At 69.0% G+C, this 13,703-nt stretch carries 14 protein-coding genes; 7 read left to right on the forward strand and 7 right to left on the reverse strand.

Going from position 1 to position 13,703, the window contains the following annotated elements; all coding sequences use genetic code 11:
• Positions 1-155: 155 nt before the first annotated feature.
• Positions 156-1,508: an MFS transporter gene (locus ACW17V_RS15980; RefSeq protein ID WP_492106044.1), complete on the reverse strand. Its 1,353-nt coding sequence runs from the start codon at positions 1,506-1,508 to the stop codon at positions 156-158.
• A 100-nt stretch (positions 1,509-1,608) separates the two neighbouring features.
• On the opposite strand from ACW17V_RS15980, the gene ACW17V_RS15985 reads away from it, so the two are divergent.
• Complete coding sequence (locus ACW17V_RS15985; RefSeq protein ID WP_492106045.1) at positions 1,609-2,316, forward strand: ArsR/SmtB family transcription factor; 708 nt, start codon at positions 1,609-1,611, stop codon at positions 2,314-2,316.
• Between the two features lie 61 nt (positions 2,317-2,377).
• Positions 2,378-3,268, forward strand: a complete 891-nt coding sequence (locus tag ACW17V_RS15990) for an alpha/beta hydrolase family protein (protein ID WP_492106046.1) — start codon at positions 2,378-2,380, stop codon at positions 3,266-3,268.
• Between the two features lie 133 nt (positions 3,269-3,401).
• Here the strand turns inward: ACW17V_RS15990 and ACW17V_RS15995 are convergent, their stop codons facing one another.
• The 3 genes from ACW17V_RS15995 to ACW17V_RS16005 all read right to left on the reverse strand — a co-directional run bounded on the left by ACW17V_RS15995 (position 3,402) and on the right by ACW17V_RS16005 (position 5,575).
• Positions 3,402-3,692, reverse strand: a complete 291-nt coding sequence (locus ACW17V_RS15995) for a YciI family protein (RefSeq protein ID WP_492106047.1) — start codon at positions 3,690-3,692, stop codon at positions 3,402-3,404.
• Between the two features lie 27 nt (positions 3,693-3,719).
• On the reverse strand, positions 3,720-4,295 hold the full coding sequence (locus ACW17V_RS16000; RefSeq protein WP_492106048.1) for a TetR/AcrR family transcriptional regulator: 576 nt from the start codon (positions 4,293-4,295) through the stop codon (positions 3,720-3,722).
• A 224-nt stretch (positions 4,296-4,519) separates the two neighbouring features.
• Positions 4,520-5,575 (reverse strand): DUF2855 family protein, encoded by a 1,056-nt coding sequence (locus tag ACW17V_RS16005; RefSeq protein ID WP_492106049.1) that lies wholly within the window; start codon positions 5,573-5,575, stop codon positions 4,520-4,522.
• A 151-nt stretch (positions 5,576-5,726) separates the two neighbouring features.
• Between ACW17V_RS16005 and ACW17V_RS16010 the strand changes: the two genes are divergently transcribed.
• The 5 genes from ACW17V_RS16010 to ACW17V_RS16030 all read left to right on the forward strand — a co-directional run bounded on the left by ACW17V_RS16010 (position 5,727) and on the right by ACW17V_RS16030 (position 9,936).
• A complete protein-coding gene (locus ACW17V_RS16010; protein WP_492106050.1) occupies positions 5,727-6,623 on the forward strand; it encodes an EamA family transporter in 897 nt (298 codons plus the stop codon).
• A gap of 52 nt (positions 6,624-6,675) precedes the next feature.
• Positions 6,676-7,815 carry an epoxide hydrolase family protein gene (locus tag ACW17V_RS16015; RefSeq protein WP_492106051.1) on the forward strand — a complete coding sequence of 380 codons (1,140 nt, stop codon included), beginning with the start codon at positions 6,676-6,678 and terminating at the stop codon, positions 7,813-7,815.
• Between the two features lie 22 nt (positions 7,816-7,837).
• Entirely contained in the window at positions 7,838-8,245 is a 408-nt protein-coding gene (locus ACW17V_RS16020; RefSeq protein ID WP_492106052.1) for a GFA family protein, read from the forward strand.
• Positions 8,245-9,270: a threonine aldolase family protein gene (locus ACW17V_RS16025; RefSeq protein WP_492106053.1), complete on the forward strand. Its 1,026-nt coding sequence runs from the start codon at positions 8,245-8,247 to the stop codon at positions 9,268-9,270. The genes ACW17V_RS16020 and ACW17V_RS16025 overlap by 1 nt, the downstream gene beginning before the upstream one ends.
• Before the next feature lie 237 nt (positions 9,271-9,507).
• Positions 9,508-9,936 (forward strand): DUF2442 domain-containing protein, encoded by a 429-nt coding sequence (locus ACW17V_RS16030; RefSeq protein WP_492106054.1) that lies wholly within the window; start codon positions 9,508-9,510, stop codon positions 9,934-9,936.
• A gap of 11 nt (positions 9,937-9,947) precedes the next feature.
• On the opposite strand, the gene ACW17V_RS16035 is transcribed toward ACW17V_RS16030, so the two are convergent.
• The 3 genes from ACW17V_RS16035 to ACW17V_RS16045 all read right to left on the reverse strand — a co-directional run bounded on the left by ACW17V_RS16035 (position 9,948) and on the right by ACW17V_RS16045 (position 13,644).
• Positions 9,948-12,161: a putative bifunctional diguanylate cyclase/phosphodiesterase gene (locus ACW17V_RS16035; protein ID WP_492106055.1), complete on the reverse strand. Its 2,214-nt coding sequence runs from the start codon at positions 12,159-12,161 to the stop codon at positions 9,948-9,950.
• A 315-nt stretch (positions 12,162-12,476) separates the two neighbouring features.
• A complete protein-coding gene (locus ACW17V_RS16040) occupies positions 12,477-13,112 on the reverse strand; it encodes a carboxymuconolactone decarboxylase family protein (protein ID WP_492106056.1) in 636 nt (211 codons plus the stop codon).
• Between the two features lies 1 nt (position 13,113).
• On the reverse strand, positions 13,114-13,644 hold the full coding sequence (locus ACW17V_RS16045; RefSeq protein WP_492106057.1) for a VOC family protein: 531 nt from the start codon (positions 13,642-13,644) through the stop codon (positions 13,114-13,116).
• Between the last annotated feature and the right edge of the window lie 59 nt (positions 13,645-13,703).

A 13,703-nucleotide genomic window follows, 5' to 3' on the forward strand; every position in this document is an offset into this window, starting at 1 on the left:
TTTTGTTTTGGATTTCCATCAACCCGCTCTCCCCGGCGAAAGCCGGGGCCCAGATTCATCCGGTGCGTTTTGGGCTGATCCGCCAAAGGGCCTACCCGCGTGGAACTGCTCGTGGGTTCGATCTGGGCCCCGGCTTTCGCCGGGGAGAGCGGAGGTTAGGTGCTCTTCCGCCCCGCCACCCAAGCCGCCCCGCACAGCATCACCGCCGCCACCACGCCCGACACTCTCAGCCCACTGACAATCCGCTCCGGCCCGCCCGCCGCCAGCGCGCCGAACACCGCCACCCCGGCCGCGCCGCCGGCCTGACGGCAGGCGTTCAGGACCCCCGTCGCCGCTCCGGCCACGCTGCGGTCGACGCTGGCCAGCAATCCGGACGTCAGGGCCGGGATCGCCAGCCCCATCCCGCCGGGGATCAGGGCGAAGCCCGGCAGCATCTCCCAGAAACTCGAACCCGCCCCCAGCCGCGCGGTTAACGCATAGCCGCTGGCCGCGATCAGCACCCCCACGCCGGTCACCCGCGCCGCGCCGAACCGCGCGACCAGTCCGCCGCTGATCAGGTTGGAAAGGATGAAGGTCGCCGTCAGGGGCAGGAAGGCCAGGCCCGCCTGCTCGGGCCCATAGCCGACGGCCCGCTGCAGATAGAGCCCCAGCACGAAGACCAGGCCGTAATAGGTAAAGTTCAGCGCCGATCCGACCAGCACGGCCGTCGACACCGCCCGCTGGCGAAACATCGACAGGGGCGCCACCGGATACGGACTGCGTGCCTCGACCCACAGGAACGCCGCCACGGCCAGCACCCCCGCGACCAGCGCGACCAGAGGTCCCGGATGGCTCCAGCCCCGTCGGCCGCCCTCGATCACGGCGCCGACCAGGGCTGTCACCGCGATCAGGGCCAAGGCCTGTCCGGGCAGGTCCAGCGGCTTGCGGGCCCGGGGCGGCGCCTCCGGGATCACGGCCAGGGTCAGGACAACGCCGATCGCGCACAGCGGCAGATTGACCAGAAACACCCAGCGCCAGTCCAGCGCCGCCACCAGCAAGCCGCCCAGCACCGGCCCGGCCGCGATCGACACGCCGCCCGCCGCCGTCCACCAGCCCACCGCCCAGGCGCGGCGCCGGTCGTCACCCTCGAAGGCGTGGGCGATCAGGGCCAGCGACGGCGGGATCAGCAATGCTCCGGCCGCGCCCTGCGCGGCCCGCGCCGCGATCAGGGCGCCCGGTCCCGCCGCCAGGCCGCAGGCGGCCGAGGCCAGGGCGAACAGCACCAGCCCCGCCACGAACACCCGCCGGGGACCGATCCGGTCGCCCAGCGCCCCGGCCGACAGCAGCATGGCCGCCAGGGCCAGCACATAGGCGTCGACCACCCATTGCAGCGCCGCCATCGGCGCATCGAACGCCGCCCCGATGGCGTCCAGCGCCACATTGACGATGGTCACGTCCAGCTGGGTGACCAGAAAGCCGAAACTGGCGGCGGCGACGATCAGGGCGGGGCGGGCGGCGGCTTGGGTCATGGCGCTGTCATGCCTTCGACCGGTCGCTTGATGCTACAGGCGAGGATGAACCATCGCGTCCGTGAATGCGGTAGTGTCGGAGCGTAGAAGGAGCCCCGCCATGGAGCCCAACATCGCCGCCCCCGCCGCCCTGATCGGCGATCCCGGCCGCGCCGCCATGCTGCAGGCCCTGCTGGACGGCCGCGCCCAGCCGGCCAGCGCCCTGGCCTGGGCCGCCGGGCTCACCGCGCAAGCGGCCAGCAACCACCTGGCCAAACTGGTCGAGGGCGGGCTGCTGAAGGTCGAGCGCCAGGGCCGCCACCGCTACTACCGCCTGCACAATGCCGAGGTCGCCCACGCCCTGGAGGCCCTGGCGCTGCTGGCCGCCCCGATCCGCGCCCTGGAACAGCCCCGCTCGCCCCTGGCCCGCGCCCTGCGCGGCGGTCGCTGCTGCTATGGCCATCTGGCCGGACGGCTGGGCGTGGGCCTGACCCGCGCGCTGGAGGATCACGGCCACATCTGTGCGGCGGACGACAAGCTCTATGCCGTCAGCCCGTCCGGGACCGCCTGGTTCGCGGAGCTGGGGATTGACGTGGCCGCCCTGCGCTCGAAACGCGGCGTGGCCCGCCAGTGCCTGGACTGGACCGAGCGCCAGCACCACCTGGCCGGCCCGCTGGGCGTGGCCCTGTGCGACCGCCTGGAGGCCCTGGGCTGGATCGTCCGCGACCGCGCCAGCCGCGCCGCCGACCTGACCCCGGCGGGGCGCGAGGCGCTGCGGGAGCGCCTGAACCTCGACCTCGATGCAGAGGCCGTCCCGCGCGCCGCCTGAACCGTTGACGCGACCCAGCGGCGCGGGGCTAGCTGGCGGTCCGTTCGACGAAAGACTCTCCATGCGCCTCGCCAGCCTCGCCGCAGCCGCCCTCGTCCTGATCGCGGCCGGTCCCGCCGCCGCCGCGCCCAAGACCTTCCGCCAACTGCTGGACATGCCGCGCGCCGCGCCCACCGCCCACATCCCCTATGGCGCCGAGCCCGAGCAGTTCGGCGACCTGTGGCTGCCGCAGGGGCGTGGCAAGCATCCGGTGGTGGTGCTGATCCACGGCGGCTGCTGGCAGGCGCAATATCCCAGCGTCGAGCTGATGGCCTATATGGCCAGGGACCTGCAGGGACGCGGCTATGCGGTTTGGAACCTGGCCTATCGCCGGCTGGGCGAGCCCGGCGGCGGCTATCCGGGCACCTTCGTCGACGTGGCCAATGGCCTGGACAAGTTGCGCGACCTCGCGCCCGAGCATCATCTGGACCTGAAGCGTGTGGTGGTGGCGGGCCATTCGGCCGGCGGCCACCTGACCACCTGGGCGGCGGGCCGCGATCGCCTGCCCAGGGCCAGTCCCCTGCGCGTGGGCAAGCCGCTGAAGATCCGGGGCGCGGTCAGCCTGGCCGGCATCAACGACCTGGCCGCCTATCGCGCCACCGGCCCCGACGCCTGTGGCGGTCCCGACACCGTCGACCAGCTGACGGCCGGCGCCGCGCTCCCTGACCGCTATGCGGACACTTCGCCGCCGGTCTTCCTGCCGACCAAGACGCCGCTGGCGGTGATCTCCGGCGCGCTGGACCCCATCGTGCCGCCGGCCTTCGGCGTCGACTTCGCGGCCCGGGCCAGGGCGGCGGGCGACCGGGTCGAGGAGATCACGATCGCCGACGCCGGCCATTTCGAGCTGATCGACCCGACTTCAGCGGCCTGGGCGCGGGTTGTGGCGGTGATTGACCGGATGGCTCGCAAATAAGCTTCCGCACGCTTCCCCTTTTTCCACCGTCATTCCCGCCCTGAAATGAGGGGGATAAACCGACGCGGGCAGAGGTCGGCCGCCGGCCCCGAGGCGGACATGGCGGTCAGCTGTAGAGGGTGGGTCGCGGACTTCAGGCGGCGGGCCGAAGGAAGGCCAGGCGTTCGTCCGTTCTGGCGGGCGCGATCTCGGCGATTTCAGCGGTCACGACGCCTGCCGCGACGAAGGGGTCGTTCTGGACCCTCGACTCGATTTCGGCCCGCGTCGCGCCATGGGCGACGACCATGCCGCCTGCGGCAGGCTGAAGGCTTCCGACCAGCAGAAACACGCCGTCTTCGAAGCCCTTCCTGATCCAGGCGTTGTGGTCATCCATCAAGGACGGCGCGCGGCTCTTGTCGGCAAATCGCAGGGTGATCACGAACATGGGTGTTCCTAAAATATGGAAGGGAACTCAAGAAGACCTGGGCGTCTGAGCGCCAAGCCAGGCCTTAAGGTCGGCCACCTCACGGCGAATGAAGGCCTCGTCCTTGAAAGCCGTAGCCAGAGTGGCGACGCCTTGGCTGCGCATAAGGGCATGTAGGGCGAGCGCGTCCGCCTCATCGGCTCGGCCGAGCGCCACAAACTGAAGTTTCAGCCAGTCACGGAAGAGCGTGAAAAGACCCGTGCTCGCCATCGCCGCTGGGTGGTCGAGCTTGGAAAGCTCGGTACAAAGCGTTCCCACGGGGCAACCATGGCCGATGATCTTGGTCCGGTTGACAACAAGGATCTCAAGGAAGCTTCGAATGCGATCGGCGGGACGTGGGCTTGCGCGTTCCCAGGCGGCGAGCATGGCCGACGTGTTGACCAGCCGGAGCGCGATCACCGCGTCGAGGATCTCGTCCTTGGTTCGGAAATGATAATAGAAGTTGCCTCTCGACAGACCGGTGGCCGATGCGATGTCGCCGAACGAGGTGGCCTCAAAGCCGCGCTCATAGAACAAGCGATCCGCCGCTTCGACAATCTGCGCTCTCGTATCGGCGGCTGACACCTTGATCTCCCTGCTCCATCACGCTTTAGGACAAATGACCTAGAGAGTCTAGGTCGTTTGTCCTAGCGATACCTCGGCCAGATCACCGCCGCCTCGCATCGCCGCAGGTGCGGGAGGAGCGAAGTGCGCGCGCACTTCGCTTGCGCCTCACGGGCAAGCCGAACCAGGGGTTCCGGGCACAAGGCCCGGAATGACGGTGCTATTCTGGAAGGTTCAATGGCAGGCTAGGGCCGCACCACACACCCGGTCTCCGGTCCCGCGCGTCCCTCCAGCACCGCCAGATAGGTCGCTGCGATCGCCTCCTGGCCCTGGCCGGTCTCGACCTTCAGCCAGCGCCCGGCGTCGGCGACGAAGGCGCTCCAGGCCGCGCCATAGCGGCTCTCGAAACCGCCGGGGCCCCAGTCTTCCTGGCGCTTCTTCACGCGGTCGGGGGCGAAGAACAGGATCGGTTTGGGACCGGGCAGGTCGCCCGCCCCGCGCGCGGCTTCCCAGTGGGTGCCGCCGACCAGGCAGGAATAGGTCAGATCGTCGCCGAACCGCCGATGCACCGCGCCCAGCACGCCGGCGTCGCCCGCGAAGTCGACAAAGACCGCCGGCGCGGCGATCGGCGCCTTGGGGAAGTCGTCATAGGTCACGACCTGGTCGTAGAAGCCCAGGGCCTCGACGAAGGCGACATTGCGCGCCGAGGTCAGGCCCACCACCTTGGCCCCTCCCCGCTGCTTGAGCAGGAAGGCTAGGCCGATGGCGGTCTTGGACGAGGCGCTGGACAGGATGATCGACCCGGCGCCGAACATGGCGTGCTCGTCCAGGAAGTCGTCGATCAGGAAGCCGGTGATGAACAGCGGCTGCAGCAGGGACCGCAGCGCCTCGGTTCCGTCCTCGGCGTCAACGGCCGTGTACTGATTATAGACTGCCGCCAGATGCTGGCGGTGTGGCGCGGCGTCGGCGAACCCGCCGCGCGTCTTGCGGGGCTGCACCGTCAGATGGCTCGACATCGGATAGTAGCCGTAGAAGCGCTGGCCGACCGCGATATCCGGGTGGCTGGAGGCCTCGACCGTCGCGAAACCCCAGACCGGCACCCGGCCAAAGCCCTCGGCCGCCGGGAAGAAATCCCAGTAGCGCATGGCCTCGCCGAACACGGCATAGGTGATGTTGTTGGCGGTCAGGGCGAAGCTGTCGACGGCCAGCCGCACCTCGCCCTCGGCCAGGGCCGGAAGCGCTGCGGGGCGGAACTCGCCCTGGCGCAGGTTGCTTTTGGCGACGACGAAATCCCAGGCCATGACGCCCTCCCTGATGTTTGAGCAAACTAGGCCGCGAGGCGGGGCAGAAGTCAAAACAATCGTTTGAACTTGTCACAGGGGACAATGTTTCCATTGCGATGCCGCCCCTGAAGCGCGAGACGCGGAGGGTCAGCTTCGTGATCGGATCGCCATGACCAACGCCCCCCTGCCCTTGCGCCACTTCCTGCTGGCGCTGGCCGTGGTGGCGGTCTGGGGCACCAATTTCGTGGTCATCCGGGTGGGGCTGGATCACCTGCCGCCCCTGCTGTTCGCCACCCTGCGCTTTACGCTGGTGCTGCTGCCGATGGCCTTCTTCGTCAAGCGGCCGGCCGTGCCGTGGCTGAACCTGGCCGCCTATGGCGTGCTGATCGGAGCGGGGCAGTTTGGCCTGCTGTTCATGGCCATGAAGGGCCACATCTCGCCGGGCCTGGCCTCGCTGGTGGTGCAGACCCAGGTGTTCTTCACCATCGGCATGGCCATGAAGATCAATGGCGAGACGGTGAAGCCCTTCCAGATCGTCGCCCTGCTGCTGGCCGCCTCGGGCATCGTGCTGATCGCCGCCCATGGCGGCGGCTCGGCCACCCCGCTGGGCGTGGGGCTGGTGCTGCTGGCCGCCGCCAGCTGGTCGGGCGGCAATATCGTGGCCCGTCAGGCCGGCAGCGTGAACATGCTGGGCTATGTGGTCTGGGCCAGCCTGTTCTCGATCCCGCCGCTGTTTCTCATGTCGCTGTGGCTGGAAGGCTGGCCGGCCATGGTTGCGGGCGTCCGCAACGCCGACACCCTGACCTGGGCGGCGGTGCTGTGGCAGGCGGTGGGCAACACCATGTTCGGCTATGCCGCCTGGGGCTGGCTGCTGGCCCGCCACCCGGCCGCCACGGTGACGCCGATGGCCCTGCTGGTGCCGGTGTTCGGCATGGGCGCCTCGGCCCTGCTGCTGCACGAGGGCCTGCCCGCCTGGAAGCTGATCGCCGCGGCCCTGGTGCTGACTGGCCTGGCGGTGAACATGCTGTGGCCGAAGATCAGAGGGCGCCTGTCCGCCACGGCTTGACCTCCCCCGCGTCACCCGCCTGACCCTCTCCGCAAAACAGGGAGAGAACGCCATGGCCACGCCGTTCAGGGTCGAGTGGAGCCAGCCGGCCATCGAAAAGGTCCGCGCCCAGGTCCGGGCCTACGAATTCCCGATCTCGCCCGAAGGCGGCGGCTGGAACCATGGCTGCGACGCCGCCACGCTGAAGCGCCTGACCGCCTACTGGGCCGACGGGTTTGATGTCGGCAAGGCGCAGGACACCCTCAACCGCTACCCGCAGTTCACGGCCCGGGTCGAGGACCTCGACCTCCACTACGTGCACGTGGTCGGCGAGGCAGGCGGCAAGCGGCCCCTGCTGCTGACCCACGGCTGGCCGGGCAGTCACTTCGAGTTCTGGGACGCCATCGAGGCCCTGGCCTTTCCCTCGCGCCACGGCGGCGATGCGGCCGACGCCTTCGATCTGGTGATCCCGTCCCTGCCCGGCTTTGGCTTCTCGGGAAAGCCCAAGGCGCCAATTGGCCAGCGCACCACCGCGCGGCTGTTCAACACCCTGATGACGCAGGAGCTCGGCTACGACCGCTATCTGGCCCAGGGCGGCGACTGGGGTGGCCTCGTCACCTCATGGCTGGGGCTGGACCATGCGGCGCATGTGAAGGCCATCCACCTGAACATGATCGGCTTTCGCCCGGCCGGCCCGCCGCAGGGTGAGGCCGAGATCGCCTGGATCCAGCGCACCGGCTTCGCCATGGACGTCATGGGGGCCTATTTCCGGCTGCAGGCCTCCAAGCCCCAGTCCCTGGCCTGGCTGGGCGCGGGCAATCCCGTGGGCCAGGCTGCCTGGATCCTCGAGCGCTTCCACGACTGGGCCGACCTGTCGGCCAAGCCGTTCGAGGAGGTGTTCAGCGACGACCAGCTGCTGACCAACATCATGCTGTATGTGATGACCGGCAGCTTCACGACCGGCGCCTGGTACTATCGCGGGCTGATGGAGGAAGGCGGCATCGTGCTGCCGGCCGGGACGCGCTGCGAGACCCCCACCGCCTTCGCCAACTTCCCCGGCGAGGCCCTGTATCAGGCCCCGCCCCGAAGCTGGTGCGACCGCGCCTACAACATCACCCGCTGGACCGACATGCCGCGCGGCGGTCATTTCGGGGCGATGGAAGAACCCGCCCTGTTCGTCGAAGACGTGCGCGCCTGGGCCCGCCAGGCCTGACCCCTGAACCCGGAGACCTCTGATGACTCTCAAGACCGGCGGCTGTCTGTGCGGCGCCATTCGCTACGAGATCGACGCCGAGTTCATGGGCGTCGCCGTCTGCCACTGCAGGGACTGCCAGTACGCCTCGGGCGGCGGCCCCAACTTCATCGCCATGGCGCCGCGCGACAGCGTGCGGTTCGTGGAGGGCGCGCCCAAACGGTATGACCGCCCGGGCGGCAGCGGCGCCAATGTCGGACGCGTCTTCTGCCCCGACTGCGGCACGCCCCTGCTGTCAGACATTGGTGCGCCGTTCCTGGCCGTGAAACTGGGGGGGCTGGACGACTCCGCCGATCTCAAGCCTGGCGTGCGCATCTGGACCAGCTCGGCGCCGCCGTGGCATGTGATCGACCCCGCCTTGCCCGGCTTTCCAGAGAATCCGCCGTTCTGATGACAGCAGCCCGCTACGACTTCGCCTCCGACAATGTCGCCGGCGCCATGCCCGAGGTGATGGAGGCGCTGGTCGCCGCCAATGCCGGCACGGCCTCGGGCTATGGAACCGACCATGTCAGCGCCGCCGCCGCCGACCGCATCCGCGCGCTGCTGGACGCCGACGCCCAGGTTCGCTTCACCGCCTCGGGCACGGCGGCCAACGCCTTTGCCCTGACGGTGCTGGCCCATCCGCACGAGGCCGTGCTGGCCCACGAGCACGCCCATATCTGCACTGACGAGACCGGCGCGCCCGGCTTCTTCGGCCAGGGCATCGGCCTGATCGGCCTGCCGGGCGCGTCGGGACGGATAGAGCTGGCGGGCCTGGAAGCAGCCCTGGCGCGGCCCGAGGTGTCCTACAACCAGCCGGCGGCGGCTCTGTCCCTGACCACCGCCACCGAATACGGCACGGTCTATGACGAGGCTCATCTGCGGTCGCTGATCGCGCCGGTGAAGGCCAAGGGCTATGGCGTCCACCTGGACGGCGCGCGGCTGGCCAATGCGGTGGCGGCGGGCTTTGACCTGAAGTCGGTGGCGAAGATGGGCGTCGACATCCTGGTCATGGGCGGCACCAAGGCCGGCTCGACCCCGACCGAGGCCGTGGTGTTCCTCAATCCCGACCACGCCCGCCGGCTGGACGCCCGGCTGAAACACGCCGGCCAGTTGGTCAGCAAAGGCCGCTTCCTGGCCGCCCCGTGGCTGGGCCTGCTGGGCGAGGCCAACGACGGCGGCCCCTGGGCCGAGCGCGCGGCGCACGCCAACGCCATGGCCCGCAAGCTGGCCGCCCTGATGCCCTTCCCCATCCGCCATCCGGTCGAGGCCAATGGCGTCTTCGTCGACATGGACGAGCCGGCCCTGGAGCGCCTGCGCGGCGAGGGCTGGTTCGTCTATCGCTTCCTGGACGGCACGGCCCGCTTCATGTGCTCCTGGGCCACGACGCCGGAGATGGTCGAGGACCTGGGCGCGGCCTTGAAGCGGGTGGCTTAGACCCGGTCAAGAACCCACGACCCGCTCTCCCCGGCGAACGCCGGGGCCGAGATCGAACCCGGAACAGTCGCTTTTCTGGCTCTGTCAGAAGGCGCGTCATCCCCAGACGCTCAGGCTGAATCTGGACCCCGGCGTTCGCCGGGGAGAGCGGCTTCAAATGGTCGTCAGCTGTCGATCAGCCCGCTCCGAGCGCTTAGGTCTTTGATATACTCCGCTGCGCGGAATGGAGACGCGTTCATGGCGATTACTGACGAGGAGGTCCGAACGGCTACGGTTCGCGGCGTTCGCCTGAACCGGGATCGCGTTCACGCTGTCGCGGCGCGCTACATCAGGTCCAGGGCCCTGGTCGAGATCGAGCTGGATAACGGCGCCTATTTCAGCTTTCCCCCCGCGCTGACCCAGACCCTGGAAAACGCCACGCCAGGCCAACTGACCGACGTGCAGGTCGTGGGTGGCGGGACCGGGCTCTATTTTCCCAAGCTGGACGCCGATCTCTATGTGCCAGCGCTGTTTGAGGGCGTGTTCGGGTCCAAGGCCTGGATCGCCGCGCAGTTGGGCAAGCAAGGCGGCCAGGTGCGCAGTCCTCGCAAGGCTACGTCTTCACGCGAGAACGGAAAGCTGGGCGGCCGGCCGCGAAAGTCGCCGCCGCCGCCCGCTGAAGTCTGATCCTTACGCGCCTAGGCTTTCGCCCTTCGTACGCCGCCCTTGCCGCGCGCCTTCACGGCCGGGGCCTCCTTCTGAGCGAAGGCCAACACGGCTTCGCGGCCTGTCGGCGCGCGCAGGTCCCGCGCCTCCACGCCTAGTAGCCGCGCGATGTCGGACGCGGGGGCGGGACGGCTGATGAAATAGCCCTGGATCTCGGCGCAGCCCTGGTCGCGCAGGGCGTTCAGCTGTTCGACGGTTTCAACGCCCTCGGCCGTGGTTACGATGCCCAGACTGGCGCCCAGGTCGAGCACGGCCTTGATGATGGCCATGGCGTCGCTGTCTTCCAGGATGTCGCGGACGAAGGTCTGGTCGATCTTGATCTTGTCGAACGGGAAGCTGCGCAGATAGCTCAGCGAGCTGTAGCCCGTGCCGAAGTCGTCCATCGAGATGCGCACGCCCAGGGCCTTCAGGTCATGCAGCATGCCCATATTGGCGACATTGTCCTGCAGCAGCACGGACTCGGTGATCTCCAGCTCCAGCCGCTCGGCCGGCAGACCCGAGATCGCCAGGGCCGAGACCACGGTGCGCACCAGGCCCCGGTCGCGGAACTGGGCGGGGGACAGGTTGACCGCCAGCCGCACGTGGCCGGGCCAGGTGGCGGCCTCGGCGCAGGCCTCGCGCAGCACCCATTCGCCCAGCTGGACGATCAGGCCGATCTCCTCGGCGATGGGGATGAAGTCGGCCGGCGAGACCATGCCGCGATCGGGATGGTTCCAGCGCAGCAGCGCCTCGCAGCCGGTCACCCGGTCGTCGCCCAGATGGTACAGCGGCTGGTAGTAGAGCTGGAACTCGCCAGCCACCAGGGCGCGGCGCAGGTCCAGTTCCAGGGCGCGACGGGCCTGAAGCTGCTCGTCCATGGCCCGTTCGAAGAAGTGGAAGGCCCCCCGCCCGTCAGCCTTGGCGCGATAGAGGGCCATGTCGGCCTTCTTGAGCAGCTCGTCGGCGTCGTCGCCGTCGGACGGCGCGACCGAAACGCCGACACTGGCGCCGATCATCACCTGATGGCCCTGCAGGTCGAACGGGGCGGCCATGGCCTCGACCACGCGTTCGGCCAGTTTGGTGGCGCCGCTCAGATCGGTCAGGCCGGTCTGGACCACGGCGAACTCGTCGCCGCCCAGGCGCGCCACGGTGTCGCCCTCGCGCACGCAGCCCCTCAGACGCTCGGCGGCGATGCGCAGCAGGGCGTCGCCCAGCGGATGGCCCAGGGTGTCGTTGACGGTCTTGAAGCGGTCCAGGTCGATGAAGTGCACGGCCAGCTGGTCGCCGGTGCGCGAGCGGCGGGCCAGGGCCTCGCCCAGGTCCTTCTGGAACAGCACGCGATTAGGCAGTTCGGTCAGGGGATCATAGTGGGCCAGGCGGGCGATCTGGGCCTCGGCGCGCTTGCGGTCGGCGATGTCCTCGGAGATGCCCAACAGGTATTCGGGCCGGCCGTCGGCGTCGTTGATGGCGATCTTCTTGGTGCGGAGAATGGCCAAAGAGCCATCCTTGCGCGGCACCAGGTCTTCCTCGATGACGCGAACCTCGCCGGACTTCAGCACTTCGCGGTCGCGCTCGACATAGATGGCCGCTTGCTCGGCCGGGTGGAACTCGGCGTCGGTTCGGCCGATCACCTCGCCGCGCGAGAAGCCCAGGGTCTTCTCGCCGGCCCGGTTCAGCAGCACATAGCGGTGATCGTCAGCCCGCTTGACGAACACCATCGAGGGCATGGCCTCGACCACGGCGGTCATGAAGGTCTGGGCGCGTTCGGCGTCGGCCTTGGCCGCGGCCAGTTCCGCCACGCCCCGGCGGTTGGTCTCGTTGGCGGCCTGCAGCAGGGCCAGCACCGTGCCCACGCCCAGATAGCGACCGCCATCGGTGACGATGAAGCCGCGCAGAAGGTCCGAAGCGCGGTAGGACAGGCTGTCGCTGGTGAAGTCGGCCAGGGGCGTGTCGGCGTCGACCACCAGGGGCTCGACATCCATCAGGGCCGAGATCGGGCGATTGGCGTACAGGGCGCGGCCATACTCGGCGGCCATGCGCAGGAAGAAGGCGTTGCGTTCGACCAGACCGATCGGGCGGTCCTCGTCGTCGAGCACCGGAATGATCAGGCTGTCGGGCTCCTCGCGGAACCGCTCATAGAGCGTCTTGCCCACATCGTCGCGTCGCGCCGGCGCCAGGGAAGAAACGGTATCTCGCAAGGTGAACATGGTTACGCCTCCACTGGAGACGCAACGACCATTTCCCGACTAACGTGGTGCTAATGTCCCCGCTTTGAGCATCTCATTTCGCGAAAACTTCATGGGGCCGTCACAGTGTTTGCCGGGGCGTTTACCGTGACTTGTCGAAGACTGCCCAAGCACCCCCCTACCCCACTCTCCCCGGCGAAGGCCGGGGCCCAGATTCATCCGGAGTGTCTGGGGATGATGCGCCAACGACCTTGGCCCGAACCGGCGAAGCTCAGGGTTCGATCTGGACCCCGGCTTTCGCCGGGGAGAGCGGAGGGCGGATAGACGCGGACAGCCCTACCGCTCCGTATCCATGAAGTCCCGTGCCGCGAACCCCTCCGGCGCCGCGACCTCGATCACCGCCTCGGGGCGGTCGTCGAACTCCAGTCGCAGGGCCCGGCTCATCACGGCGTGCATCTCGTAGAGGCAGGTGATGTAGGTCAGCTCCAGGATCTGCTCGTCATCCAGAAAGCCCTTCAGCGCCTCGAACACGCCGTCGGCCACACGGCCGCCGTCCAGGACCAGGGCGTCGGCATAGGCCAGCACGGCGCGCTCGCGGGCGTCGAAGACGTCCGAGACCTGCCAGGCCGGCACGGCGGCGATCTTGTCCTCGGATACGCCCAGACCGCGCAGAGACTTGCAGTGCTGGGAGAACACGAACTGGCTGCCCCGCACCCAGCCGGCCCGCGTCTGGGCCAGCTCCCGCAGCACCGGATCGATCTTGCGGGCCGGGTCGCGATACAGGCCAAAGCCGCGGGCGGCGTGCAGCAGCACGTCGGGACTGTTGGCAAAGACCGTCCACCAGTCGCCGCGCGTGCCGGTGGCGGTGCCAGGCTCGCTCACAGGGTCGCGGGCGCCGAACAGCTGGTCGTACAGGGCCAGCACCTTGGGATCGGTCACCTCGGCGCGGGGAACCTCGCGCAGGCGTGGCATCTCAGGCCTCCGCCGAAACGCGGACCGAGCCCGGCTCGTGGCGCACATCGGCGGGCGTGAACGGCCGGGTGAAGGCGGCCAGCTCCATCATGATGCCGTTGGGGTCGGTGAAATAGACCGAGCGCACGAAGACGCCCTCGTGGTTCCGGCGCGCCACGCCCATCTCGCTGTCGTCGTGATTGACCACCATCGGAAACGTCTCGACCCCGGCGTCGACCAGGCGCTGGCGCCAGGTTTCAAGTTCGTCCTCGGGCACGGAAAAGGCGATGTGGTTCATCGAGCCCACGGCGGTGCGCGGCTCCTGCGGAAACGCCTTGACCGAGGCTATGCCCGGCGCGGCCGGCGGCCCGTCGGCCCACCAGAAGAAGGCCAGGCTGGAGCCGCCGCCACAGTCGAAGAAGAAGTGCTGGCCGCCGTCCGGCAGCTGGACGGTCTTGACCAGGGGCATGCCCAGGACCTGGGTGTAGAACCGGGTAGTCTCCGCCATGTCGCGGCAGACCAGGGCCAGGTGATTGACGCCGGCGATGCTCATCCTGAGCCTCCTCCCGCGCGCCGGTCGCATGGCCGGCGCGTCATGGCGTGGAGGTTAGA

The organism is Caulobacter sp. FV2ye17ST, from assembly GCF_058680955.1.